At 66.6% G+C, this 25,594-nt stretch carries 19 protein-coding genes; 11 read left to right on the forward strand and 8 right to left on the reverse strand.

Annotation, left to right across the window (positions count from 1 at the left end; translation table 11 throughout):
• From Q1W26_RS07780 to hemF, 10 genes are all read left to right on the forward strand, one after another.
• Nucleotides 1-5,764 (forward strand): Hpt domain-containing protein (locus Q1W26_RS07780; protein WP_366143645.1); only part of this gene is annotated, 5,764 nt, incomplete at its 5' end.
• 133 nt (nucleotides 5,765-5,897) lie between these two features.
• A complete protein-coding gene (locus tag Q1W26_RS07785) occupies nucleotides 5,898-7,868 on the forward strand; it encodes an RNB domain-containing ribonuclease (RefSeq protein ID WP_300438099.1) in 1,971 nt (656 codons plus the stop codon).
• 7 nt (nucleotides 7,869-7,875) lie between these two features.
• A complete protein-coding gene (locus Q1W26_RS07790; protein ID WP_300438101.1) occupies nucleotides 7,876-8,823 on the forward strand; it encodes a TonB family protein in 948 nt (315 codons plus the stop codon).
• 34 nt (nucleotides 8,824-8,857) lie between these two features.
• On the forward strand, nucleotides 8,858-9,550 hold the full coding sequence (gene mtgA, locus Q1W26_RS07795; protein ID WP_300438104.1) for a monofunctional biosynthetic peptidoglycan transglycosylase: 693 nt from the start codon (nucleotides 8,858-8,860) through the stop codon (nucleotides 9,548-9,550).
• Nucleotides 9,551-9,658: 108 nt separating this feature from the next.
• A complete protein-coding gene (gene dusB, locus Q1W26_RS07800) occupies nucleotides 9,659-10,687 on the forward strand; it encodes a tRNA dihydrouridine synthase DusB (RefSeq protein WP_300438107.1) in 1,029 nt (342 codons plus the stop codon).
• Nucleotides 10,684-10,923 (forward strand): helix-turn-helix domain-containing protein, encoded by a 240-nt coding sequence (locus Q1W26_RS07805; RefSeq protein ID WP_298603410.1) that lies wholly within the window; start codon nucleotides 10,684-10,686, stop codon nucleotides 10,921-10,923. Before dusB ends, Q1W26_RS07805 begins: the two co-directional genes overlap by 4 nt.
• 79 nt (nucleotides 10,924-11,002) lie before the next feature.
• Entirely contained in the window at nucleotides 11,003-12,571 is a 1,569-nt protein-coding gene (gene purH, locus Q1W26_RS07810; RefSeq protein ID WP_300438110.1) for a bifunctional phosphoribosylaminoimidazolecarboxamide formyltransferase/IMP cyclohydrolase, read from the forward strand.
• A gap of 13 nt (nucleotides 12,572-12,584) precedes the next feature.
• Nucleotides 12,585-13,874 (forward strand): phosphoribosylamine--glycine ligase, encoded by a 1,290-nt coding sequence (gene purD / locus Q1W26_RS07815; RefSeq protein ID WP_300438113.1) that lies wholly within the window; start codon nucleotides 12,585-12,587, stop codon nucleotides 13,872-13,874.
• A gap of 8 nt (nucleotides 13,875-13,882) precedes the next feature.
• Nucleotides 13,883-14,248: a 5-carboxymethyl-2-hydroxymuconate Delta-isomerase gene (locus Q1W26_RS07820; protein WP_300438115.1), complete on the forward strand. Its 366-nt coding sequence runs from the start codon at nucleotides 13,883-13,885 to the stop codon at nucleotides 14,246-14,248.
• Nucleotides 14,249-14,299: 51 nt separating this feature from the next.
• A complete protein-coding gene (gene hemF, locus Q1W26_RS07825; RefSeq protein ID WP_300438118.1) occupies nucleotides 14,300-15,208 on the forward strand; it encodes an oxygen-dependent coproporphyrinogen oxidase in 909 nt (302 codons plus the stop codon).
• 12 nt (nucleotides 15,209-15,220) lie between these two features.
• On the opposite strand, the gene Q1W26_RS07830 is transcribed toward hemF, so the two are convergent.
• The 7 genes from Q1W26_RS07830 to hemC all read right to left on the reverse strand — a co-directional run bounded on the left by Q1W26_RS07830 (nucleotide 15,221) and on the right by hemC (nucleotide 21,525).
• Complete coding sequence (locus Q1W26_RS07830) at nucleotides 15,221-15,694, reverse strand: lysozyme inhibitor LprI family protein (protein ID WP_300438121.1); 474 nt, start codon at nucleotides 15,692-15,694, stop codon at nucleotides 15,221-15,223.
• Nucleotides 15,691-16,482, reverse strand: coding sequence for a glycoside hydrolase family protein (locus Q1W26_RS07835; protein WP_300438124.1), 792 nt, complete (start codon nucleotides 16,480-16,482; stop codon nucleotides 15,691-15,693). The genes Q1W26_RS07830 and Q1W26_RS07835 overlap by 4 nt, the downstream gene beginning before the upstream one ends.
• A 243-nt stretch (nucleotides 16,483-16,725) precedes the next feature.
• Nucleotides 16,726-17,289: an alkyl hydroperoxide reductase subunit C gene (gene ahpC / locus Q1W26_RS07840; RefSeq protein WP_300438127.1), complete on the reverse strand. Its 564-nt coding sequence runs from the start codon at nucleotides 17,287-17,289 to the stop codon at nucleotides 16,726-16,728.
• A 207-nt stretch (nucleotides 17,290-17,496) separates the two neighbouring features.
• Nucleotides 17,497-18,672: a heme biosynthesis HemY N-terminal domain-containing protein gene (locus Q1W26_RS07845; protein ID WP_300438130.1), complete on the reverse strand. Its 1,176-nt coding sequence runs from the start codon at nucleotides 18,670-18,672 to the stop codon at nucleotides 17,497-17,499.
• A gap of 8 nt (nucleotides 18,673-18,680) precedes the next feature.
• Nucleotides 18,681-19,784 (reverse strand): uroporphyrinogen-III C-methyltransferase, encoded by a 1,104-nt coding sequence (locus Q1W26_RS07850; RefSeq protein ID WP_300438133.1) that lies wholly within the window; start codon nucleotides 19,782-19,784, stop codon nucleotides 18,681-18,683.
• Between the two features lie 10 nt (nucleotides 19,785-19,794).
• Complete coding sequence (locus tag Q1W26_RS07855) at nucleotides 19,795-20,586, reverse strand: uroporphyrinogen-III synthase (RefSeq protein ID WP_300438135.1); 792 nt, start codon at nucleotides 20,584-20,586, stop codon at nucleotides 19,795-19,797.
• 9 nt (nucleotides 20,587-20,595) lie between these two features.
• Complete coding sequence (gene hemC / locus Q1W26_RS07860) at nucleotides 20,596-21,525, reverse strand: hydroxymethylbilane synthase (protein ID WP_300438138.1); 930 nt, start codon at nucleotides 21,523-21,525, stop codon at nucleotides 20,596-20,598.
• Nucleotides 21,526-21,724: 199 nt separating this feature from the next.
• Here hemC and ppc point away from each other — a divergent pair, with 199 nt between their 5' ends.
• Entirely contained in the window at nucleotides 21,725-24,487 is a 2,763-nt protein-coding gene (ppc, locus tag Q1W26_RS07865; protein WP_300438141.1) for a phosphoenolpyruvate carboxylase, read from the forward strand.
• A 30-nt stretch (nucleotides 24,488-24,517) separates the two neighbouring features.
• Here the strand turns inward: ppc and Q1W26_RS07870 are convergent, their stop codons facing one another.
• Nucleotides 24,518-25,579, reverse strand: a complete 1,062-nt coding sequence (locus Q1W26_RS07870) for a carboxysome shell carbonic anhydrase domain-containg protein (protein ID WP_300438143.1) — start codon at nucleotides 25,577-25,579, stop codon at nucleotides 24,518-24,520.
• Nucleotides 25,580-25,594 lie beyond the last annotated feature (15 nt).

The following is a 25,594-nucleotide window of genomic DNA, read 5'->3' on the forward strand; positions in this document are numbered from 1 at the left end:
GAGCTCAGCACATGAACTCGACCTGGGTCCGCTGACCTGGGTCAAAGGCGAGATCAACCTGGCCCTTGAACGGGCGCTGGAGGCACTCGCCGAAGCCGGAACCGCCCCGGATCGCCCCGGCAGGATCAAGTTCGCCCAGACCCATCTGCACCAGGCCCACGGCGCCCTTTCCATTGTCGGCCTGGATGGCCTGACCCAGTTCTCCGAGCAGCTCGACCGCATGCTTGGCGAGATGGCCAGCCAGCAGGTAGCGGGCACACCGGACACCCTCCGCCTCGCGAGCCGCTGCATCGCAGCCATCGGCAACTACCTGGACGAACTCGTCCGCGGCCAGCCCGACCAGGCCCTGCGACTGTTTGACCTCTACTCCGAGCTCGCCCGGGCCCGTGGCCAGGAAATCCCTACGCCCGGCGAACTGTTCTTCCCCAACCTCGGCCTGCGCCCGGCCTTCCCTGCCCCGCTCCGGATAAACGACGACCCGAAGCACCTGCGCGCACTGCGCGGCCGCTTCGAACGGGGCCTGCTCAAGTGGTTCCGCAACGGCGAAGACCCGACCGGCCCCCTGGAAATGCGTGACGCAGTGGCCGGCATCGAAAGCCAGCAGGGCGTTCCGGCCTCGCGGGCCTTCTGGTTTGCAACCACAGCCTTCTTCGACGCGCTCGGACAGCAGGCCATCCCGGCCGACGCGGCCACCAAGCGCCTGTGCGGGCGCATCGACGCCCAGATGCGCCGCTTCATGGAAGGCTCGGCCATCGTCGCCGAGCGCCTGATGCGCGACGTGCTTTACCACGTCGCCACTGCCGACGCCCACAGCCCGGTCATCGACGCCATCCGCGACGCCTACGCGCTTCAGGAACTCATCCCTGCCGCCAACCACGGCATCAGCGACACGCCCCTTGCACCGATCCTGCGCAAGCTGCGCGAAGAGCTTTCCGACGCCCGCGAAGCCTGGGCACAGTTCTCGAAAGGCGGCGCAATCGGCCTGCCGCGCTTCCAGGACACCATCGCACCCGTCATCGAACAGGCCCTCACCCTGGGCCAGCCCGAAGTCGCCCAACTGGCCGGCGCCCTTGGCGAAACGGCTCGCTGGCTGCGTCAGGATCCGCTGCGCCTTACCGACGCACTGTCGATGGACGTTGCCACCACGATGCTGGTGCTGGACACCCGCCTCGACGCCCATGCCCGCGCCGACAACCGCGAAGACGCCCAGATCGACCTGCTGCTCCAGCGCCTCAAAGCCCACCAGCGCGGCGAACAGCTGGCACCGCTCACGCTCACCGAGCCTGATGCTCAGGCCCGACAGGTCAGTCGCCAGCTCGCCCACGAAATACTCAACAGCCTCGCCGAAGTCGAACAAAGCCTCGACGGTTTCTTCCGCGCGCCAAGCCGTACCGACATCCTCGCCGCCGTTCGCACGCCACTCAAGCAGGTAGAAGGCGCCCTGTCGGTCATGAACGAGGACGCCGCCGTGCGCCTCGTCCAGGACGCCGCCGCCCGCATCGCAACCCTGTCGGCGCCTGACGCCGACACCAGTGGTCGCGCCTTCGAGGAAATCGCCCACCGGCTGTCCGCCCTCGGTGTCTACATAGAAGCCCTGCAGCACGGCCCCGCCGATCTCGAACGCATCCTGCGGCCGGAAGCCAGCCAGGAAGCCGCCGAAGAAAGCGTCGAAGCCGAGCTGGTCCAGCAAAAGCGCGAAACCGCGGCCCTCACCGCAGCCTTCAAGGACAATCCGGACGACTTCGGCCTGCGCACCGAGCTTCAGCTGAACCTCGAAAGCCTGCGCCAGGACGCGTCGCTTACCGCCGATCTCGAACTCGAAAAGCAGGCCCGCCAGGCGCTCACGATGCTCGACGCCGGCGAGCTGTTCAACGCGCCGACCCCCATCCCCGCAGCCCCCGAAGCCCCTGCCCTTTCGGCCGAGGCGAGTCGTCTGCTTGAGGCCAGCGAAGAAGAGATCGACGCCGAACTGCTGGCCATCTTCATCGAAGAAGCCATCGAAGTCCGCGCCACCGTGGCCGACGCCCTCGAACAACTCGAGCGGAATCCCCACGACGCCGAAGTGCTCACCACCATCCGGCGCAGCTTCCACACCCTCAAGGGCAGCGGCCGCATGGTCGGCCTCAAGGATCTGGGCGAAGCCGCCTGGAGCATCGAACAAACCCTGAACCACTGGCTGCGCCTTGAATTGCCGGTCGGTAACGAGCTGCTGGCGCTCATCGCTGACGCCCACGCAGCGTTCTCCGCCTGGATCGACCAGATCAAGGCTGGCGACGGCATCCACAAAAACGTCGCCCCCCTGCTGGCAGAGTCCGAACGCCTGCGCAGCGAGGGCGAAGCGCCCCTCGTGGCGGCACCGGCGCCTGCTGCGCCTGCTCAGAAGGTCACCGCAAGCCTCCCGTCGAGCGACGAGAACGTTCAGGTTTTCGATCTCGAAGCCACGATCACGGTGCCCGACGACCACGACTTCACCGAAACGGACCTGGCCAGCCCGCTGTCCTTCGCTCTGGAGCCGGAAGAAGCCGCCCAGCCCATCGAGCTCAACTTCCCCGAAATCAGCTTCGGCGAAGCCCTGCCCGCGGAACCCGCCCCGGTTGTGTCACCCCAGCCGGCCCCCCTGGAAGACGCCGAGCCTGCGGCAGAAGAGTCCATCGAAGCCGCGCCCCTCGATTTCGACTTCGACCTGCCTTTCGAAGACCTCGGCCTTGAAGAAGCCCTGAACGAGGAGCCCACGTCCGAGCTCCCCTTCGTCGAGCTCCCCTTCGCCGAGCCCGTCGCCGAAGCACCCGAAACCGAGCCGCTGCCCGAACTCCCCGAGGACATCCTCACCGTCGAGGAAGCCCTGGCAGAACTCGACGAAACCATCGAGCTTCCCGCCCCCTCCAGCGACGAGCCCCTGGAGTTGCCTTCCGAGGCGTTTGCCGAACCGGACATCGAAGAATCCTTCGAACTCGGCGACATGGAAGAAATCGCCGTCGAAGAGATCCCGCCGCCTGTCGAAGAGATCGCACAGCCCGCCGAAGAGCTCGACAAGGACGAAGTACGCCTCGGTGACGTCATCCTTTCGCGGCCGCTGTTCGATCTCTATCTCGTCGAGGCCCGCCAGCACATCGCCACCCTGCGGCATGAACTGGCCCGTCTGTCGGTCAACCCGAGCCTGATTCCGCCCCTTGTGGCGATTCGCGCGGCACATACCCTGTCCGGAATCTCCGGAACGGCCCGCTTTGCTGCGCCCCACCACCTTGCCAAGGCCCTGGAACTCGCCCAGCAACGCCTTGCCGACCACGACCGCGCACCGGCGGCCGAACAGGCAACGGTACTCAACGACGCCGCAACCGCGCTCGAAAGCATGCTCGTCCAGCTCAACGCCCGCGAGCTGCCCGAAGAGACGCCCGAACTCGTCGCCCAACTGAACGACATCCTCGCCTCCCACCTGGCAGAAGTCATCAGCCTGCGTCCCGAAGCCACGCCCCCCGTTCTCGCCACGGCCCCCATCGCCACCCGGCCCGCCGAGCCGGCCGCGCCGGCGCCACAGCTGCGCGACGAACTCGATACCGACCTGCTGCCCATCTTCCTCGACGAAGGCAGCGAACTGCTCGACCAGCTCGACACGACCCTGCGCAACTGGCGTGAGACCCCTGCCGATCCGGCCCACGCCGCCAGCGTCGCCCGACTGCTCCACACCCTGAAGGGCAGCGCCCGGATGGTCGGCGCAATGACCCTCGGCCAAAGCCTGCACGACCTGGAATCACGGCTCGAACGCGCCCGCAGCCAGAGCCCGTCCGGCACCGAGATCATCGACGAGCTCGAAACCGCGCTCGACCAGACACGCCAGACGCTCGACACCCTTGAGCACCCGCAACCTGCGGCAGCACCGGCAGCGGCAGGCGTCGTCGAAACGGCGATCCCCCTGGACGAAGTCGCAGCCCCCCTACCCGGCGAAATCGCCGCCCAGGCCTCGCGCACGCAGCTGCGCGTCGAAGCCGGCCGCATCGACCAGTTTGTGAACGAAGCGGGCGAAATCAGCATCGCGCGCACCCGCATCGAAGGCGAACTGCGCACCCTGCGCCGCTCGCTGCTCGACCTCACTGAGAACGTCATCCGCCTGCGCAACCAGCTGCGTGAAGTCGAAATCCAGGCCGACACCCAGATGCAGTCCCGCCTGTCCCAGGTCGAGACCCATCACACCGAGTTCGACCCGCTGGAGATGGACCGCTACACCCGCCTCCAGGAACTCACGCGGATGATGGCGGAGAGCGTCGGCGACGTGACCACCGTCCAGCAAAACCTGCTGAAGAACCTGGACGGCGCCGAAGTCGCCCTCCACGCCCAGTCACGCATGGCCCGCGAGCTCCAGCAATCGCTGATGCACGTGCGCATGGTGCCCTTCGACAGCCTTGCCGAGCGGCTTTACCGCCTGGTCCGCCAGACCGCCAAGGAACTCGGCCGCCGCGCCAACCTCGACATCATCGGCGGGCAGATCGAAATCGACCGCACCGTCCTCGAAGTGATGACCGGCCCGCTCGGCCACCTGGTCCGCAACGCGGTCGCCCACGGCATCGAGCCGCCGGAAGTCCGCCGCGCAGCCGGCAAGCCCGAACTCGGCCAGATCACCCTCAAAGTAACCCACGAAGGCAACGACGTGGTGATCGAGTTCCGCGATGACGGCGCCGGCCTCGACTTCGCACGCATCCGCGCCCACGCCGTCGAAACCGGCCTGATCGACCCGGACGAGGAAGCCGACGACAAGCGCCTCACCAACCTGATCTTCGTTCCCGGTTTCACCACCGCAAGCCTGTCCAGCCTGGCCGGTCGCGGTGTCGGCATGGACGTGGTCAAGAGCGAAACCGCCGCCGTCGGCGGACGTATCAGCGTCACCACCGAGGCGGGCCAGGGCACCACTTTCCGCATCCACCTGCCGCTCACCCTCGCCGTTACCCAGGCCCTGCTCGTGCGGGCCGGCGGACGCACCTTTGCGATCCCCTCCTCGATGGTCGCCCAGGTGCTCGAACTCAAGCCCCAGCCCCTCGAGGAAGTCCGCCGCAACAAGGGCACCGACTGGCTCGGCGAGCGATTCAACTACCGCTACCTGCCCCGCCTGCTCGGCGACCACCAGTCGCAGGCGCAGGTCGAGCGCTTCAACTGGGTTCTGCTGCTGCGTGCCGGCAGCGAAACCCTGGCGCTCCATGTGGATGCGCTGCGTGGCAACCAGGAAATCGTCGTCAAGAACGCCGGCCCGCAATACGCCCGGATGGTCGGCTACTCGGGCGCCACGGTGCTTGGTGACGGCGAGATCGTGCTGATTCTCAACCCGGTCGCGCTGGCTGGCCGCAGCCCCGCTGGCAACGACGACCTGCCGGTAACGCCTCAGGCCCCCGCTGCCCCCGCCATACCGACGGTCATGGTGGTCGATGACTCCCTCACCGTGCGCAAGATCACCGGCCGCCTGCTCGAACGGGAAGGCTACCGGGTCATCACGGCCAAGGATGGCGTCGACGCGCTGGAGCAGCTTCTCACCGCCACGCCGGACGTCATCATCGCCGACATCGAAATGCCGCGCATGGACGGCTTCGACCTGACCCGCAACATCCGCGCCGACAAGCGCCTCAAGGCTGTGCCGATCATCATGATCACCTCCCGCACCGCCGAGAAGCACAAGCGCTACGCCGAAGAAATCGGCGTCAACCACTACCTCGGCAAGCCCTACGACGAAGACATCCTGCTCGGCCTGATCCGGGATTTCGTCACCCAAACCACGCACTGACCCGGCCGAAAGCACCGCTTTCGACCGGGCTTGCCCGCGGCTTGGCTATAATCGGCTGTTTTCCAGCCCAGGGTCTGTTGACAGTCATTTCACGGGGCATCCGAAATGACTGTCAACAGACCCTCGCCAATCCATGAATTTGCTCTTCGAAGAGGACGGTGCCTTCAAGACCGGCACCATCCTGACCGACAACGACGCCTCCCTGCAGGTCGAAACGCCCCACGGCAAGCGCCTCAAGCTGAAGAGCAACCACGTTCTGATGCGTTTCACCCAGCCTTCGGCCGGTGATTTGCTCGACCGCGCCGAAACCGAAGCCGAAGGCCTCGACACCGAATTTCTGTGGGAAGTCTGTGGCGAAGACGAATTCGGTTTTGTCGACTTCGCGAAGGAATACTACGGTCACGTACCGAGCCCGGTCGAATCCACCGCCGTGCTGCTGCGCCTGCACGCCTCGCCGATCTACTTCCACCGCAAGGGCCGCGGCCGCTTCCGCAAGGCGCCGGCCGAAATCCTCCAGGCCGCCCTCATCGGACTCGAGAAAAAGCGCCAGCAAGCCGCAGCCATCGAGCGCATGCGCGACGAACTGCTCGCCGGCCAGTTGCCCGAAGAGTTCAAGCCGCTTGTCCGCCAGCTGCTTTACAAGCCCGACCGCAACCGTCTCGAAACCAAGGCACTAGAAGCCGCCAGCGCCGACTCCGGCAAATCGCAAGCCCGCCTGATGCTGGCCTGTGGCGCCCTGCCCTCGTCCCACGAGCTGCACTTCGACCGCTTCCTGTTCGAATACTTCCCGGACGGCACCGGCTTCCCGACCGTCGACGATCCCGTCGAGCCCGTCGACCTGCCGCTCGCCGAGGTGCGCGCCTTCTCCATCGACGACGCGGCCACCACCGAGATCGACGACGCCTTCTCGGTCACGCCCACCGCCGCAGGCTGGCGCATCGGCATCCACATCGCCGCCCCCGGTCTTGGCTTCGGTCGCGAGTCCGGCCTCGACGGCATCGCCCGCAACCGCCTGTCCACGGTGTACATGCCGGGCAACAAGATCACCATGCTGCCCGACCACATGGTCGAGCGCTTCACCCTCGGCGAAGGGCGCGACTGCCCGGCCCTGTCGCTTTACCTCGACGTGAGCCGCGACTTCATCGTCACCGGCAACGAATCGCGCATCGAGCGCGTGCCGGTGGTCGCCAACCTGCGCCACCACGACATCGAGCCGGTTTTCAACGAAACCACCCTCGTCGAAGGCGGCCCCGACTTTCCGTGGAAAGCAGAGCTGACCCTGCTGTGGGAGCTCGCCACCGTTCTCGAGGCCGGCCGTGGCAAGCCCGCGGCCAACCAGAACATGGTGGATTTCAACTTCAGCGTCGACTGGAACGAAATCACCCCCGACGGCCCCGGCAAAATCGAAATCGGCCGCCGCTCCCGTGGCTCCCCGCTGGACAAGCTGGTCGCCGAACTGATGATTGCGGCCAACAGCACCTGGGGCAAGGCACTCTCCAATGCCGGCATCCCGGCGCTGTACCGTGCCCAGACCGGCGGCAAGGTGCGCATGACCACCGCGAGCGCCCCCCACGAAGGCCTTGGCGTCGATTGCTACGCGTGGTCCAGCTCGCCGCTGCGCCGCTATGTAGACCTCGTCAACCAGTGGCAACTGATCGGCTGGATCAAGGGCACCGCCCCGGCCTTCCCGCCCAAGTCGCCCGACCTCCTCGCCGCAATGCGCGACTTTGAACTCACCTATGCCGCCTACGCCGAATTCCAGCGCGGCATGGAACGCTACTGGTGTCTGCGCTGGCTGCGCCAGGCCGGCCATCCGCGGATGAGCGCCCGCGTACTGCGTGAAAGCCTGGTCCGCCTCGAAGAGATTCCATTGGTCTTCAAGGTGCCCTCGATGCCGACCCTGCCGCCGGGAACCCGCGTGCAGCTGGCCATCGACAGCACCGACCTGATCGACGTGGACCTGCGCGCCACCTACCTGGAAACACTCGCGGGCACCAGCAGCGAACCCATCGAGATCGAGGACGAAGCCCAGGACGAGACCGAAGAGGCGGCACCGGAAGCCCCGGCAACAGACGTCGAGGCCCCGCCCGCCGCCGCAGCCTGAGTCCGCCATGCAGCAGTTACTCCGTCAGCCCACTCCGCCCGCCCCCACCCCGCCCTCCGCGGGGCCGGCGCACGCCTGGCCGGCCTTCACCGGTCGCACGGCGCGCTACGCGCTCGAATGGGGCGTCGGCGTGTCACTGGCGCTGCACGCACTGCTGCTGTCCATCCACTTCGGGATGCCCGACTTCAGCAAGATGAAGCACAGCGACAAGGGCCTGGAAGTGGTGCTGGTCAACGCCCGCCACGCCCAGCGGCCCGACACCGCCGACATCCTCGCCCAGACCAATCTGGACGCCGGCGGCAACACCGACAAAAAATCCCGCCCGGCCACCCCGCTGCCCCCCCAGGAGCAAACCCGCGTTGGCGACAGCCTCGTCGAAGCCCAGCGGCGTAGCGAGGATGCACGCACGCAGCAGGTTCAGGCCATGACGGCAGCGCGCAGCAAGGCCGCCCTCGCCGTCGACACCCAGCAGGTCAACCCGACAGAAGCCCCGCGCACGCCCTCTGGCTACGATCTCCTCGACAGCTCGGCGGCGGTGGCCCGCATCGAAGCCCAGATCGACAAGGATCTGCTCGAATACGCGTCCCGGCCGCGCAAGAAATTCATCGGCGCCCGCGCCCACGAATACCGCTTCGCCCAATACGCCGAAGACTGGCGCCAGAAGATCGAGCGGGTCGGCACCCTCAACTACCCCGACGCGGCCCGGGGCAAGCTGTACGGCAGCCTGCTGCTGTCGGTCACGATCCGCGCCGACGGAACGGTCGATAAAATCGAAGTCCTGCGCTCGTCCGGCCACAAGGTGCTGGACGACGCAGCCCGCCGCATCGTCCAGCTCGCCGCGCCCTACGCCAACTTTCCGCCGGACATCCGCAAGGACACCGACGTGATCGAGATCACCCGCACCTGGACTTTCACCAACTCCGACATGCTGCAGACCTCGGCCAGGAAAGAGTGAGCCCGATGCCATCCCGCGCCCGAACCACCCCGCGATGACGACACTCTGGCGCTGGACCCGACGTGCCCTCCTCGCCCTGGTGCTGGCCGTCGTGGCCTACCAGCTGTGGCTGCTTGGCCACGTGGTGTGGTGGAAGTGGATGCCCCCCTCCGGCACCAGCTTCATGAGCCTGCGGCTGGACGAACTCAACGCCAAGGCCCCCGACGCCGAGCTGCACTACCGCTGGGTGCCCTACGACAAGATCTCGGTGCATCTCAAGCGGGCCGTGGTTGCCGCCGAGGACGACAAGTTCGTCGACCACGAAGGCTTCGACTGGGAAGGCATCCAGAAAGCCATCGAAAAAAACCAGAAGAAGGGCAAGACCGTTGCCGGCGGCTCGACGATCAGCCAGCAACTCGCCAAGAACCTCTTCCTGTCTCCGACCAAGAGCTATTTCCGCAAGGCCGAGGAAGCCGTCATCACGGTGATGATCGAAGCCCTGTGGGACAAGCGGCGCATCCTCGAGGTCTATCTCAACGTCGTCGAATGGGGCAACGGCGTCTTCGGCTGCGAAGCCGCAGCCCAGCGCTACTACCGCGTTTCCGCCGCTCAGCTGACCCCGCCCCAGGCCGCCCGGCTGGCCGTCATGCTGCCCAACCCGCGCAAGTACGAGAAGAGTTTCGGCCCCCGCCTGGCGGCCCATGCGGCACGCATCCAGGGCCGCATGCAAAACGCCGAGCTGCCCTGAAAAGCGTTAGCTATCAGGCACTCGTACCTTCATTGCGGGGAGTCAGCCCCTGCCCGACGGCAGCCCCTTCGGGTAGAATGCGCTGCTTTTCCCAAACGCGCCTCCCCGATGCAATTCGCCGGATTCACCTTGCGAAACAACCTGTTCGTCGCGCCCATGGCCGGCGTCACAGACCGTCCTTTCCGCCAGCTCTGCAAGAAGATGGGCGCGGGGCTCGCCGTGTCCGAAATGGTCACCTCCAATTCCCTGCTCTACGGCAGCGCCAAAACACAGCGGCGCGCCAACCACGACGGGGAAGCCGACCCGATTTCCGTGCAGATCGCCGGCGCCGATCCGGCCATGATGGCCGAGGCGGCCCGCCACAACATCGATCGCGGCGCCCAGATCATCGACATCAACATGGGCTGCCCGGCCAAGAAGGTCTGCAACGTGATGGCCGGCTCTGCGCTGATGCAGGACGAACTCCTGGTTGCCCGCATCCTCGAAGCCGTCGTCGGCGCTGCCGGCAACATTCCGGTCACGCTCAAGTTCCGCACCGGCTGGAACACCGCCAACAAGAATGCCCCGATGATTGCGCACATTGCCGAAGAATCCGGCATCCAGCTCATCGCCATTCACGGCCGCACCCGCGCCTGCCAGTACACCGGCCACGCCGAGTACGACACCATCGCCGACGTCAAGACCCGCGTGCGCATCCCGCTGATTGCCAACGGCGACATCACCACGCCGCAAAAGGCGAAGTTCGTGCTCGATTACACCGGCGCCGACGGCGTGATGATCGGCCGTGCCGCGCAGGGCCGCCCGTGGATCTTCCGCGAGATCGAACATTTCCTGAAAACCGGTGAAGAGCTCCCGCCCCCGCTGGTCTCGGAAATCCTTCAGGTGTGCAGGGATCACCTCACCGACCTCTACGGTTTCTACGGCGAGGAAACCGGCGTCAAGATCGCCCGCAAGCACATCAGCTGGTACACCCGGGGGCTGGTCGGATCGGCGCAGTTCCGCCGCGTCATGAACACCCTGCCCACCGTACAAGAACAGACTGCCGCCATTGACGAGTTCTTCGGCCGGCTCGCCGACAGAGACAGCCGACTGGTCTATACCGACCCCGAAGAATTGCCCCAGGAGCTTGCAGCATGAGCAGTACCAGCAATGACATCGCCGATTCCGTCTGTCGCGCGCTGGACACCTATTTCCGCGATCTCGACGGTGAAAAGCCCAACGCGCTCTACGCGATGGTGATCAAGAACGTCGAACGTCCGATGCTCGAGTTCGTCCTCAAGCAAGCCGGCGGCAACCAGACCCTGTGCGCGGAGATGCTCGGCATCAACCGCAACACCCTGCGCCGCAAGCTGTCCGAACACGAACTCCTGTAAGCCCGAACTGCCACCGCGAACTGCCACCGTTTTCCGTCATTCCAGCGCCGCGCAGCTCGCGGCCTACCAGAGAAACCCCATGAAAGTCACCCAAGCCCTGCTCAGCGTTTCCGACAAAACCGGCGTCATCGAATTCGCCCGTGAACTGTCCGCCCTCGGCATCAAGCTGCTGTCCACCGGCGGCACCGCCAAGTCCCTGCGCGAAGCCGGCCTGCCGGTTACCGACGTCTCCGACTACACCGGCTTCCCGGAAATGCTCGACGGCCGCGTCAAGACCCTGCACCCCAAGGTGCACGGCGGCATCCTCGCCCGTCGCGACCTGCCCGAGCACCTGGCCAAGCTCGAAGAGCACGCCATTCCGCGCATCGACCTCGTGGTGGTGAACCTCTACCCCTTCCAGGCCACCGTCGCCAAGCCCGACTGCACCCTTGAAGACGCCATCGAGAACATCGACATCGGCGGCCCGACCATGGTCCGCGCAGCCGCCAAGAACCACGGCAACGAAGCCGGCGGCGTCGGCATCGTGACCGAACCTTCCGACTACGCGGCCATCGTCGCCGAACTGCAGGCCAACGGCGGCGCGCTGAGCTACAAAACCCGCTTCGACCTGGCCCGCAAGGCTTTCACCCACACCGCCCGCTACGACTCGGCCATCTCCAACCATCTCACCGCCCTCGCCGAAGACGGCAGCAAGATGGCCTACCCGGAGCGCTTCCAGCTGGCCTTCGACAAGGTGCAGGATCTCCGCTACGGCGAGAACCCCCACCAGTCCGCCGCCTTCTACCGCGAATCCAGCGCCCCGGCCGGCGCCATCGCCGCCTACACCCAGGTGCAAGGCAAGGAGCTGTCGTACAACAACATCGCCGACTCCGATGCTGCGTGGGAATGCGTCAAGGCCTTCGACGGCGTCGCCTGCGTCATCGTCAAGCACGCCAACCCGTGTGGCGTGGCCGTTGCTGCCAGCCCGCTGGAAGCCTACAAGCGGGCCTTCTCGACCGACCCGACCTCGGCCTTCGGCGGCATCATCGCCTTCAACACCACCGTTGATCGTGCCGCGGCCGAAGCCGTCAGCGCCCAGTTCCTGGAAGTGCTGATCGCCCCCGCCTACACCGACGAAGCCCTCGAACTCCTCAAGGCCAAGCAGAACGTCCGCGTGCTGATCGTGCCGCTGGGCGTGGTCAAGCAAGCCGACTACAAGCGCGTTGGCGGCGGCCTGCTGGTGCAGAGCGCCGACTTTGCGCCGATCACCGAAGCCGACCTGAAGCTGGTCACCAAGCGTGCTCCGACCGCCCAGGAAATGTCCGACCTGCTGTTCGCCTGGCGCGTCGCCAAGTACGTCAAGTCGAACGCCATCGTTTACTGCAAGGACGGCCAGACCATCGGTGTCGGTGCCGGCCAGATGAGCCGTGTCGACTCAGCCCGCATCGCCAAGATCAAGGCCGAAAACGCCGGCCTGGTGATCCCCGGCTGCGTGGTCGCCTCCGATGCCTTCTTCCCGTTCCGTGATGGCCTTGACGTGCTGGCCCAGGCCGGCGCCACCGCCGTCATCCAGCCGGGCGGCTCGATGCGCGACGCCGAAGTGATCGCCGCTGCCGACGAGCAGGGCATCGCCATGGTCCTCACCGGCTTCCGCCATTTCCGTCACTGATCCGGACACGTTCATGAAGATCCTCGTCATCGGCTCCGGCGGGCGCGAACACGCGCTGGCCTGGAAGCTCGTCCGCTCGCCGCGCATCCAGAAAGTCTTCGTCGCCCCGGGCAACCCGGGCACAGCCCGCGAACCCGGCATCGAGAATGTGGCCATCACGGCCATTCCCGATCTCATCGAGTTCGTCCGCAAGGAGCAGATCGGTCTCACCGTGGTCGGCCCCGAAGCCCCGCTGGCCGCCGGCGTCGTCGATGCCTTCCGTGCCGCCGGGCTGCCGATCTTCGGACCGACGAAACTCGCCGCCCAGCTGGAAAGCTCCAAGGACTTCGCCAAGCAGTTCCTCGAGCGCCACAAGATCCCCACCGCCAGGTACCAGACCTTCTCCGACTCTGCCGCGGCCCATGCCTACGTAGATGCGGAAGGCGCCCCGATCGTCATCAAGGCCGATGGTCTGGCGGCCGGCAAGGGCGTGGTCGTGGCCATGACGCTGGCCGAGGCCCACGAGGCCATCGACGCCATGCTCACCCACAATACGCTGGGCGTGCAGTACGACGAGCGCGGCCCGCGGGTGGTGATCGAGGAGTTCATGGATGGCGAGGAAGCCAGCTTCATCGTGATGGCCGACGGCCGCCATGCCCTGCCGCTGGCCACCTCCCAGGATCACAAGCGCCTCAAGGACGCCGACCAGGGCCCCAACACCGGCGGCATGGGGGCGTACTCACCCGCTCCGGTGGTCACCCCTGAAGTGCACGCCCGCGCCATGCGCGAGATCATCATGCCGACCCTTGTCGGCATGGCTGCCGAAGGCCTGCCCTACACCGGCTTCCTTTACGCCGGCCTGATGATCGACGCCAAGGGCGCGCCCCGCGTCGTCGAGTTCAACTGCCGCATGGGCGACCCGGAAACCCAGCCGATCATGATGCGGCTCAAGTCCGACCTCGTCGACCTGGTCGAAGCCGCCGTCAACGGCAAGCTCGACAAGATCGAAGCCGAGTGGGACCGCCGCTTCTCCCTCGGCGTGGTGATGGCCGCCGCCGGCTACCCGGACAGCCCCCGCAAGGGCGATGCCATCCACGGCCTGCCCTCCGCCTCCACCGAAGACAGCCACGTCTTCCATGCCGGCACCACCGAAGCCGACGGCGAAATCCGCACCAGCGGCGGCCGCGTGCTGTGCGTCACGGCCCTTGGCGACAATGTCCGCAGCGCCCAAAAACGCGCTTACGAACTGGTCGACCAGATCCACTTCGACGGCATGCAGTGCCGCCGCGACATCGGCTATCGCGCCGTCGCCCGCAAGGGCTGAACGTCACCATGCCCCACCTGCGCATCGAGTACAGCGCCAGCGTGGCCGGGCGCTTCGAGCCGGCCACGCTGGTCGAAGCCGCGTGCAAGACGCTGCTCTCCAGCGGTGTCTTCAGCCCGGCCGACTCGATCAAGGTGCGCCTGATTCCGGTCGAGCATTTCCGGGTCGGAGACGGCAGCGACCAGGGCTTCATCCACGCCGGCCTGGCCCTGCATTCGGGCCGCGATGAAGCCACCCGCAAACGCCTCACCGGCGCGCTCGTCGATTGCATCGCAGCCCTCGTTGCGCCGGGGCCGCAGCCCGTGCAGATCACCTCGGAAGCCCGCGAGATGCACCGGGACACGTATTCGAAGCGCCTCATCGCCGGCGCCTGACCCAGACCGCCGGCCACGAGCCGGCGTTTTTATATCCCCGAGAGAACACCCATGCCTGACCGCAACGCCGTCAAAGCCTACCTCCTCGATCTCCAGGCGCGCATCGTCGCAAGCCTCGAAGCCTTCGACGGCACGCCCTTCGTTACCGACAGCTGGACCCGTCCGGCCGGTGGCGGCGGCCTCACGCGCCTCGTCGAGGAGGGCAATTTCTTCGAACGCGGCGGCTGCAATTTCTCCCACGTGATGGGCCAGGGCCTGCCCCCCTCCGCAACGGCCGCGCGCCCCGAACTGGCCGGCCGCAGCTACGAGGCGATGGGCGTCTCGCTGGTGCTGCACCCGCGCAATCCCTACTGCCCCACCGTGCACATGAACGTGCGCTTCTTCATCGCCAGCAGCGAAGGCAAGGATGATGTGTGGTGGTTTGGCGGCGGCATGGATCTCACGCCCTACTACCCGTTCGAGGACGACGTCCGTCACTTCCACGCCACCTGCAAGGCCGCTGTGCTGCCCTGGGGCGAGGCCGAATACCGCCGCCTGAAGGACTGGTGCGACCGCTACTTCTTTCTCAAGCACCGCAACGAACCCCGCGGCGTCGGCGGTCTGTTCTTCGACGACCACGGCGCCGACGGCACGCTCGATTTCGACGACGCCTTCGCCATGACACGCAGCGTCGGCGACGCCTTCCTGCCCGCCTACATGCCCATCGTCGAACGCCGTCGCGACACGCCTTACTCTGATCGCGAACGCGACTTCCAGGCCTACCGCCGGGGCCGTTACGTCGAATTCAACCTGGTTTTCGACCGCGGCACGCTCTTCGGCCTGCAGTCCGGCGGGCGCACGGAATCGATCCTGATGTCGATGCCGCCCATCGTGAAATGGCGCTACGACTGGCAGCCCGAAGCCGGCAGCCCGGAAGAGCGCCTATACACCGAATTCCTCGTCCATCGCGAGTGGGCCTGACGGCGCCTGGCTCTAGCCGCCCGGCGGGTAGCTGCGCAGGTAGTTGAGAAGGGCCGTCACCCGCTCCTTGAGCAGCGCGGCACGGTAACCTGCCCGCGCAGTCGCCGACGACGAGCCGAAATCCTGCCGCGTCCAGTTGTTGGCGATAAAGCGCATTTCTGCGTCGCGGAACACCAGCCAGCTTTTCTGGGATCGCACCAGATCCTGCTTGCGGGTTTCCCGCGTTTGCCGGATCAGCGCGGTGTAGGCCTGATTGAGTTCCCGGTCGAGGAACAACTCGTACTGCGCATAGACAGCCAACGCGTCCTTGTCGGTGGGCGCGTCGGCAAGCTGCTTCTCATAGACCTCGGCCCTGCCGGAAAACTCCGCCACCGGATCGGGCCGGTCAGGGTTGTCGATCGCAAAGACCGGCGCCGACTGCAAGCCCCAGCACACCAGCAGCAGCCGCAGCGCCGGCACGATGTTCTTCTGAAAATGAATGCTCACCACCTGTTGTACACCCCTCTGGAATAAACATCCCATTCGCACTGACGTCGGTTATCGAGCCCTTTCATGACCTTGCCCTGGGATTTGTTCCAGGATTTCCAGGCCGCCTCGAGGCTCTTGTAGGTGGAATTGGCCGTCGGATCATTGACCAGCTTCACGACCGATGAGCGGGCAAAACTGCCCGCGCCGATGTTGAAGGCCAGCATGGTAAGCGCATCGAACTGGTTTGCGGAAAGCGCCACCTTGATGCTGTCCCGCACCACGGCTTCGAAAGGCGCCAGATCCCGGTCAAAAAGTGCGTTGGCCCCCGCTTCGCTGATCCCGTTCCGGTAGGTGTCCCATTCGGCCCGGGAGATCAGGTGACCATAGCCAATGGTCGCCCCCTTCACCCAGGCGGTAATGTGCGCCTTGCTCCTGGACTGGTCATCGTAGGGGGTCAGCGACAGGGCCTCGACCCCCCGCAGCAATTTACGCCCTGCATCGCTGAGTCTCATTCCGCCGGCTGCCGGCCCTGCCACCGGCGGCGGTGTTAGCCCTGCAGGCGGCTGACACAGGGCCTTGAAGGTTTTTCCACCCGGATCGACGCGGCCGTCCGGCTTTGCCAGTTTCATGATGCGACGCTGGAATTCCTCGATCGCCTTGCAGGTTTCATCACCCTGCTGACCATCCTCACCGATGGGTTTGAGGCTTGGAGGGCGATGCCGGTTGAGCAGCTGCTGGACGAGCAGAACCTCGCTCTTGATCGGGTTTTCTGCACCACGTCCGACGGCACGGGTAAGGCTGGCCATGATCGCTCTCCCGGAAACAGCGGTGAATACGTCATTGGACTATAGGTGACGCGCCGCGCCTCTGCCAGTTTCCTCGGCGGCACGTCGCCTTCACGCAGTTGCGCTTCACTTCGTTCGCTCTGAGCAACCTACGGTGGAACTTGCACACCAAGGCGTGCATCCAGGCGGATGCGCACATGAAAAAACGCCCGGGCGTCAAAGACGCCCGGGCGTTTCAGACCAGCAGTAATGCTGTCTTGATGCTTAGATCTTGCCGACCAGATCCAGCGACGGGGACAGGGTGGCGTCGCCCGGGGTCCACTTGGCGGGGCAGACTTCGCCCGGGTGGGAGGCCACGTACTGGGCAGCCTGCACCTTGCGCAGCAGTTCCTTGGCGTCACGGCCGATGCCCAGGTCGTGGATTTCGGCGACCTTGATCACGCCTTCCGGGTTGATCACGAAGGTACCGCGCAGGGCCAGGCCCTCTTCTTCGATCATCACGTCGAAGCCGCGGGTGATGGCGCCGGTCGGGTCGCCGATCATCGGGTACTGGATCTTCTTGATGGTGTCGGAGGCGTCGTGCCAGGCCTTGTGGGTGAAGTGGGTGTCGGTGGAAACAGAGTAGATTTCCACGCCCAGCTTCTTGAATTCGGGGTAGACATCAGCCAGATCGCCCAGCTCGGTCGGGCAGACGAAGGTGAAGTCGGCCGGGTAGAAGAAAACCACGGACCACTTGCCCTTCAGGTCGGCGTCGGAAACCGGAACGAACTTGCCATTGCTGTAAGCGGTGGACTTGAACGGCTTGATTTCGGTGTTGATCAGGGACATAGCGTTTCCTTCACGGGTTGAGAAGACTTGGAGATCACATGATAGGCCGGACCACACCATCGTTCAAATTGATTGATGAAATGATCTGTATTGTCTAAAACTATCGGACAACCTGGCCCTTCGAGAGCCGGGTACAGCCCGGTTATCTTATTCCGCTATCTTGAAAGAGCAAAGACGGGGCGGAACAGACGTCCGCCCCAATGTGCATCAACGGCGCGAAAGCTCGGCAGCAGCCCGGTAATGCCGGTTGGCGTCGTCGGTTCGGCTGATGCGCTCGGCCAGGTGTGCGAGCTCGACGTGGGCTTCCCAGCCCGGCGCAATGGCGAGGGATGCGTCGAGATAGCTCTCCGCCTTGCCCCACAGCTGCGACTGCACGCACAGCCGGCCAAGAGTCAGGAGCAGCAGCGGATCGCGGGGCTCGCGCTTGAGCCATTCCTCGGCCTTGATCAGGCGAGCCCGAATATCGCCGCCTTCGCAGCGCCCGTAAATGTCGGCCAGCGTGGAATCCCAGCCGAGGGCCAGCTGGCTTTCGATGGCCTTCTGGGCACCGGCACTGTCGCCGGAAGCAATCAGGGCGCGGGCCAGCTCGCCCACCAGACGGGGGTCGCGCTGCTCGTCGCGGGGCATGTCCTGCCAGTAGGCATTGAGCGCCAGGGCGTCGCCGGCACGTTGGCGCAGCCCTTCCTGGTGGGCGCGGCGCTTGACCGGATCGGCCTGCTCGGCGGTAAGGGCCTTGACCTTGACCAGCTGGCGCACGACGCGCACGGCCTCGGACCAGTTGCCCTTGGCCTGGGCGGTGCGCAGGGCGAGGCGTAGCGCTGCGATGTGGCGCTGGCCACCGGCCTGCAGGTCGGCGATGCGTTCGGCGGCTTCGTCAAAGCGGCGCTCCTCAACGGCCAGCTTGGCTTCGGTCATGACACGGGCGAGGCGCACTTCGTTGTCGTGGGCGGCAGCCTTGCCGAGCCAGAAACGATAGCGGTCCTGATCACGCAGCGAATGGGCGGCGCGGGCGGCAAGAAGCGCCGCAAGACCGGGCGCCTCACCGGCTTCATAGGCCGCGGTGGCCTGCTTGAGAGCCTGGCCGAAACGCCCCTCGATGCGCAGGCGGACGGCGTCGTAGATGGCTTGCGAGGCCCGTTCGCGACTCTTGCGCGCACGGAACTGCTGCACGGCACGGGGCAGCGCCATGGTGCGGGCAACCAGCCGCGACAGGGAATAGATCGCCACGAAACCGCCAAGCAGCAACAGGATCAGCAGGTTGAGGGAAATCTGGACACGATAGGGCGGCCACACCAGCAAGGCGTAGCCTTCGTTGTAACGCCCGGCCACCGCGAGGGCGGCAGCCAGGGCAAAGAGGCCGAGCAACCACAGCAATCCACGCATGCCGGGCCTCAGTTCTTCTTCGCCGGGGCGGCAGCGGGCTTGTCGGCCCTGGGCGCCGGAGCAGCAAGATCGGCGCGCCGTTCGGGCACGGCCTGCAGGCTGCGCAGGGCGTTCTGGGTGGCCTGCAGGCTGGGCAGATCCACACCCACCGGGGTCTTCTGGATCTCGGCGAGATCATCCTTCGCAGCGGCGACCGCGGCGTTTTTCAGATCGAAATAGCGCTCGAGCCAGTCGGCACAGATGCGCACGTCTTCGCGGAAGGTGTTGCCGTCCCGCGAGAGCAGTGCCAGGCGGGCGTTCATCAGCCGCAGCTTGAGATTTTCACGCAGGAACACGGCATTGCTCGGCGCCAGCAGCGCCGGATCGGGACGATCCATGCGCTCGACACGGACCAGCTGGCTGAACTCGGCCCAGAAATCCAGCCACAGCCGCTTGGCCCACGTGGGCTCGGCCGCGCCGACCGGCGGCGCACTGGCGCGGGGCTTGGCTTCGAAGGCCAACGGCAGGCTGTCGAGTCGGCCGATGAGGGTTTCGAGCCGGAGGGAGATGCCGGCCGCGTCCACCTGCGGCAGCGCCTTGAGGGCGTCGAGATCACTGGCGATGGCCTTGCGCAGAGGCAGCCACAGCGGGCGATCGATGCTGCCCAGGCGGGCGTCGGCGGTTTGCAGCGCAAAGAGCGCGGCCTGCACGTTGCCGGCAAGCTGGAGCTGCTGGGCGGCGATCACCACCGCCTGCTCGACTTCGGCCAGCACCCGGTCGTCGCGCGTGCGCGAAAACTCCTGGTACATCGCTTCGAGAGCCACCTGGTGGCCCTGGGATTCAGCGAGGCGGGATTCGAGCGCGCCAAACTTGGTTTGCAGGTCCTGGAGGTTTTCCTGGGCCTGCCTGGCGAGGGCGCGGCCCTCCTTGGCGACCGAATCACCGTCGGACAGGCGCCGCGCCAGTTCATCCTGCAGATCGCCCAGGCGACTGCGCGTTTCAAGCCACTGCCAGCCGAGCAGGGCCAGCGCGATGGCGGCAATAAGGGCGGACGGGCGGCGCCAGGACGACGGTGGCTGGGACACCGGTCGCGCTGCGTCGATAGGCGGAAGGCTGGGGATTTCGCTGCTCATGGGTACGAGTTTAACCCGGATAAGTGGAGTGGTTGCGGGCGGAAAAGTGGGCGACGAGGCCATCGAGAAGGCCCTGGTCGCCGGGCCCGGTGGCGATCACGCGGGTAAATCCGCCCTCCGTGGCGGCGGCGGCGATGCGCGGGTGCGGCACGAAGACCGGCACCCCGCTCAGCGTCGTCGCCCCCGGCAGGGCCCGCAGATGGGCGACGCCTTCGCTGCTGGTGAGGGTCAGGGCGTCGAGACGGCCGGCAGAGGCTCGTTCGATGAGCGGAGCCGGGTCGTCGGCCGGGCCGCCGCGGTGGTAGCAGGTGATGTATTCGACGATTGCGCCGCGAGCTGAAAGCGTGTCGCCCAGCAGATCACGTCCGCCGTCGCCGCGCAGGATCAGCACCCGCCGGCCCGCCAGCGCCGGGGCCTGAAAGGCGGGCAGCGCGAGCACCGATTCGCTGTCGAAACCACTTTGCGGGGCGATCACGCGCGTGAAGCCGCGCGCGGCGAGTGCGGCCTCGCTGCCCTTGCCAACCGTGGCCACCCGCAGCTCAGCCGGCCACGGGGCCACCGGCAGCATCACGTCGAGTGCGAAATTGACAGCATTGGGGCTGACAAAGAACGCCAGCTCAAACTCGGCAAGACGCCGGGCGACCGCCTCGAGCGGGGCCGGATCGGCCACCGGCGAGATGGTGAGCAGGGGAAACCGCAGGGGCTCGGCGCCAAGGGCTGCGAGCGCCGCGCACAGGCTGTCTGCCTGCCCGGCCGGGCGGGTCACGACGATGGAGCGCCCGTGGAGAGGCTGGCCACCCATGGCTGAAAACTACAGGCTGGCGAGGATGTCGTCGGCACCGTCGGCGCGCAGGTCGTCGGCCAGCGCAAGGCCGAGCGCTTCCGGCGCGTCGAGGGGGCCGCGCCGTTCGGCACGGGCAATCCGCGAGCCATCGGGCAGCGCCACGAAGCCGCGCAGCCACAATTCGCCATCCTTCACTTCGGCGTAGGCGCCCAGCGGCACTTCGCAGCTGCCGGCCAGCGCACGGGAGGTGGCACGCTCGGCCCGCACGCAAGCGGCGGAGCGGGCATCGGCCAGCGGGGCGATCCAGGCGGCCACTTCGGGACGGTCGGACAGCGCTTCGATGCCCAGCGCGCCCTGGCCGGCGGCCGGCAGGGAGACCTCCGCCGGCAGTGTGGCGCGGATGCGGCTGGCGAGACCGAGACGGGTGAGGCCGGCTGCCGCGAGGATGATCGCGTCGTACTGGCCTTCGTCGAGCTTGCGCAGGCGGGTGTCGAGATTGCCGCGCAGGCTGGTGACGGCCAGCATCGGGTACTGGGCGTGGATCTGGGATTCGCGGCGCAGGCTGGAGGTGCCGACCACGGCACCCGGCGGCATGTCGTCGAGGCTTTCGTACTTGTTGGAAATGAAGGCGTCGAGAGGCACTTCGCGCTCGGCGATCGCGACCAGCGCGAATTCGGGCGGCAGGGTCATCGGCACGTCCTTCATCGAATGCACGGCGATGTCGGCACTGCGGTCGAAGAGCGCGTTTTCGAGCTCCTTGACGAACAGGCCCTTGCCGCCGATCTTGGCCAGCGGACGGTCGAGGATCTGGTCGCCCCGGGTGGTCATGCCCAGCAACTCGACGCGGCAGGACGGGTACAGGGCTTCGAGGCGGGCCTTGACGTGTTCGGCCTGCCACAGAGCGAGGCGGCTTTCACGGGTGGCAATGACGATGCGTTCAGGCGTAGGGGCGCTCACGGTATTCGGGCTCGGCTGGCGTAAAGGGTGATCGGACATGTGGCGATGGACAAGCAGGGTGCAACCGGGGCAATCTGCACGCTCTCGCAGTGCAGCATCAGGGTAGGCACCAATGGCAAGCATTCGGGTCGGGATTCTAGCATGGGGGCCTGATGCGCTTCCCCCGCGCCGACCCTAACCGACAGGACAGGATTTTCCGATGAGCGAACAGACGACGAGCGACGACAAAGACCTTCCCCTCCGCGACGACATCCGCCTGCTCGGCCGCGTGCTGGGCGACACCGTGCGCGCCCAGGAAGGCGAGGCGGTGTTCGACCTCGTCGAGACCATCCGCCAGAGCTCGATCCGCTTCCGTCGCCACGAAGACCGCGCCGCCCGCCGCGAGCTGGAGGCCACGCTGGACTCCCTCTCCCGCGACCAGACCATCGACGTGGTACGCGCCTTCAGCTATTTCTCGCACCTCTCGAACATCGCCGAGGACCAGCACCACATCCGCCGCTCCCGCGCCCACCAGATCGCCGGCTCGGCGCCAAAGGAAGGCAGCCTCGCCCACGCCATCGAGCGCGCCTTCGACGCCGGCATGGGCAGCGCCGAACTGGCGGCCTTCTTCGATACCGCACATGTGATCCCGGTTCTCACCGCCCACCCGACCGAGGTTCAGCGCAAGAGCATCCTCAATTGCCAGATGGCCATCGCCCGCCTGCTCGACGAGCGGGACCGCATGCAGCTCACCCCGGACGAGCAGGAAGCCAACTTCGACGGCCTGCGCCGCGCCGTGCTCACGCTGTGGCAGACGCGCATGCTGCGCACCGAAAAGCTGTCGGTGATGGACGAGGTCAGCAACGGCCTGTCGTACTTCGATTACACCTTCCTGCGCGAACTGCCGCGCCTCTACGCCGGCGTCGAAGACCGCCTGGCCAGCCGCGACCGCAGCTGGAACGCGCTGGAGCTGCCCAACTTCATGCAGGTGGGCAGCTGGATCGGCGGCGACCGGGACGGCAACCCCTTCGTCACCGCCGAGGTCCTCGAAAAGGCCCTCGCCGTGCAGGCCGAAAAGGTGCTCACCTACTACATGGACGAAGTGCACACGCTCGGCTCGCAGCTCTCGGTTGCCCAAGGCCTGGTCAGCGCCTCCGATGCGCTGCTGCGCCTCGCCGACGCCTCGCCGGACGGCTCGCCCCACCGCAGCGACGAGCCCTACCGGCGCGCCCTCACCGGCGTCTATGCCCGCCTCGCCGCCACCTACGCCCAGCTCCTCGGCCATCAGCCGCCGCGCCACGCCGTGGCCCCTGCCGTCCCCTACGCCGGGCCGGAAGCCCTCGCCGACGAACTCGAAACCATCCACCGCTCGCTCACCGCCAACGGGCTCGGCGCCCTCGCCCGCGGCCGCCTGCGCCACCTGCGCCGCGCCGTCGCGGTGTTCGGCTTCCACCTGGCCCCCATCGATCTGCGCCAGAACTCCGATGTGCACGAGCGCGTCGTCGCCGAGCTGATCAAGGCCATCGACCCGAACCGCGACTACCTCGCCGCCGACGAGGCCGGGCGCACCGCCATGCTGCTCGAAGAGCTGGCCACCCCGCGTCTGCTGGCCTCGCCGTGGCTGGAATACTCGGACGAAACCCGTGGTGAGCTGGCGATCCTCCATGCGGCCCGCGCCGCCCATCTGCGCTACGGCAAGGCCGCCGTGCCCAACTGCATCATCTCCAAGACCGACGACGTCTCCGACATGCTCGAAGTGGCCGTGCTCGCCAAGGAAGCCGGCCTGCTGCGTCCGGCCGAAGGCGTGCTGGATGTGAACATCATTCCGCTCTTCGAAACCATCGGCGATCTGCAGAACGCCGCCGGCGTGATGGACCGCCTGTTCAGCCTGCCCACCTACATGGCGCTGCTCGAATCACGCCACAAGGAGCAGGAAGTGATGCTCGGCTACTCGGACAGCAACAAGGACGGCGGCTTCCTCACCTCCGGCTGGGAGCTCTACAAGGCCGAGATCGGCCTGGTCGACACCTTCGCCCGCCACGCTGTGCGCCTGCGCCTCTTCCACGGCCGCGGCGGTTCGGTCGGCCGTGGTGGCGGCCCCAGCTACCAGGCCATCCTGGCCCAGCCGGGCGGCGCCGTGCAGGGGCAGATCCGCCTGACCGAGCAGGGCGAGGTGATCGCCTCCAAGTACGCAAACCCGGAAGTCGGCCGCCGCAACCTCGAAGTGCTGGCCGCCGCGACGATGGAAGCCACCCTCTTCGCCCCGCGCGATCCCGCGCCACGGCCGGAATACCTTGAGGCGATGGACGAACTCTCGGACGCCGCCTTCCAGGCCTACCGCAAGCTGGTCTACGAAACCGACGGTTTCGAGCGCTATTTCTGGGAATCCACGGTGATCTCGGAAATCGCCGCGCTGAACATCGGCAGCCGCCCCGCCTCGCGCAAGAAGTCGACGGCCATCGAAGACCTGCGCGCCATTCCGTGGGTGTTCAGCTGGGCCCAGTGCCGACTGATGCTGCCGGGCTGGTACGGCTTCGGCTCGGCCGTCAAGGCCTACGTGGCCAAGCACGGCGAGGCCGGCCTCGAGCGCCTCAAGGCCATGCACAAAGAATGGTCGTTCTTTGCAACGCTGCTTTCAAACATGGACATGGTGCTGGCCAAGAGCGACATTGCCATCGCCAGCCGCTACGCCGACCTGGTGAAGGACGCCGACCTGCGCGAAGCGATTTTTCCGCGCATCGAAGCCGAGCATGCCGACACCCAGGGCATGCTGCTCACCATCACCGGCCAGGCCGCGCTACTCGACGCCAACCCGCTTCTCAAGCGTTCGATGCGCAACCGCTTCCCTTACCTCGACCCGCTCAACCACGTGCAGGTCGAACTCCTCCACCGCTACCGCGAAGGCCATCAGGACGAACGCGTGCGGCGCGGCATCCTGCTGTCGATCAACGGCATCGCCGCGGGCCTTCGCAACAGCGGCTGAGCGTGCGCGCACCGGGTGCGGCGCGGCGCCTCACCCGGTAATCGTCTCCAGCCCCCGCGTGGCCCAGTTGAGCACCGCGGTGTGCACCGTCATTTTTGGGGCCAGCTCCGGCAGGTCACGACGAATCACGTCGGCCGCAAAGCGGGCCATGAAGCGCACTTTCAGTTCGGCCCGGGCACGATCGGAACCGATTTCCTGATAGGGCGCCGAGGCCAGCAGCAGAAAACCGTCGTCGGGAATCCGCCCGCTCTTCATGTTGCCGGCAATGATTCCGCCCGCCTTGCGTATCGGGTCGGCCAGATCCGGGCTGTAGGGGCCGATGATCAGGGCCAGGTTGGGCGCGTGCAGGAAATCGAAACCGCGACCGACGCAGATCATCCATTCGCGGTGCTCGATGTCGAGCTGCCGGTCGGTCTGGCGCACCGCCGCCACGTGGGCGATGTTGCCGGCCACCAGGCGCGCCAGGTCGGCCAGCATCTGCTGCGGCATGTCGGGAAAAAGCGTTTGCAGGCGCGAGCGCAGGCCGGCTTCGTCTTCGGTGGCCGGCAACGTGGACACATCGAGCGTCGCGCCGCCCGCGCCGTGCAGGATCAGCGCATCCTCGTCCGTCTCGAAGCCGCACACCAGCGGATACACCGTGCCATGTCCGCGTCCGAAAACGTGCTCGACCTGCGCCTTGACGCCGAAGACGTGGGCCACCGCGTCCTTCGTGTGGTAGTCGAACCCGGCACAACTGCGGTGTTCGGCGCCGCGGGAGAAGTGATAGGTGATGATCATCAACACCCGCTGGCCACCACGCACGCGGTCATGCACGTAGTGCTCCAGCACCTCGCCCAGATGGGGCCAGCCCAGGTCGAAGAAGCCGCCCAGATTGCGGAAGGGCTGGATGATGCCCGGCGGCGTGTTGGTGGCGATCGGAATGTTGATCCGCCCGTCCATGCACTTGAGCACCGCGATCGCTGTCGGGTGCCGGGCCCGGTGGCGCTCCCGCGCCATGCAGGCCTCCGGGTCGCAGTAGGCCGCCGAATACCTGCGCGCCACGTCATGGAGCCAGTCGATGCGCTCGAGGATGGATTTGCGGTGAATGCTCATGGCGCCCCCCTGCTT

The organism is Zoogloea sp. (assembly GCF_030157465.1).
Lineage (GTDB): Bacteria > Pseudomonadota > Gammaproteobacteria > Burkholderiales > Rhodocyclaceae > Zoogloea.

Bases quoted from the DNA above. Each gene is read 5' to 3' on its own strand.
- Q1W26_RS07785 (WP_300438099.1), top strand. From the start codon at position 5,898: ATGAATTTGCTCTTCGAAGAGGACGGTGCCTTCAAGACCGGCACCATC.
- Q1W26_RS07790 (WP_300438101.1), top strand. From the start codon at position 7,876: ATGCAGCAGTTACTCCGTCAGCCCACTCCGCCCGCCCCCACCCCGCCC.
- mtgA (WP_300438104.1), top strand. From the start codon at position 8,858: ATGACGACACTCTGGCGCTGGACCCGACGTGCCCTCCTCGCCCTGGTG.
- dusB (WP_300438107.1), top strand. From the start codon at position 9,659: ATGCAATTCGCCGGATTCACCTTGCGAAACAACCTGTTCGTCGCGCCC.
- Q1W26_RS07805 (WP_298603410.1), top strand. From the start codon at position 10,684: ATGAGCAGTACCAGCAATGACATCGCCGATTCCGTCTGTCGCGCGCTG.
- purH (WP_300438110.1), top strand. From the start codon at position 11,003: ATGAAAGTCACCCAAGCCCTGCTCAGCGTTTCCGACAAAACCGGCGTC.
- purD (WP_300438113.1), top strand. From the start codon at position 12,585: ATGAAGATCCTCGTCATCGGCTCCGGCGGGCGCGAACACGCGCTGGCC.
- Q1W26_RS07820 (WP_300438115.1), top strand. From the start codon at position 13,883: ATGCCCCACCTGCGCATCGAGTACAGCGCCAGCGTGGCCGGGCGCTTC.
- hemF (WP_300438118.1), top strand. From the start codon at position 14,300: ATGCCTGACCGCAACGCCGTCAAAGCCTACCTCCTCGATCTCCAGGCG.
- Q1W26_RS07835 (WP_300438124.1), bottom strand. From the start codon at position 16,482: ATGGCCAGCCTTACCCGTGCCGTCGGACGTGGTGCAGAAAACCCGATC.
- ahpC (WP_300438127.1), bottom strand. From the start codon at position 17,289: ATGTCCCTGATCAACACCGAAATCAAGCCGTTCAAGTCCACCGCTTAC.
- Q1W26_RS07845 (WP_300438130.1), bottom strand. From the start codon at position 18,672: ATGCGTGGATTGCTGTGGTTGCTCGGCCTCTTTGCCCTGGCTGCCGCC.
- Q1W26_RS07850 (WP_300438133.1), bottom strand. From the start codon at position 19,784: ATGAGCAGCGAAATCCCCAGCCTTCCGCCTATCGACGCAGCGCGACCG.
- Q1W26_RS07855 (WP_300438135.1), bottom strand. From the start codon at position 20,586: ATGGGTGGCCAGCCTCTCCACGGGCGCTCCATCGTCGTGACCCGCCCG.
- ppc (WP_300438141.1), top strand. From the start codon at position 21,725: ATGAGCGAACAGACGACGAGCGACGACAAAGACCTTCCCCTCCGCGAC.
- Q1W26_RS07870 (WP_300438143.1), bottom strand. From the start codon at position 25,579: ATGAGCATTCACCGCAAATCCATCCTCGAGCGCATCGACTGGCTCCAT.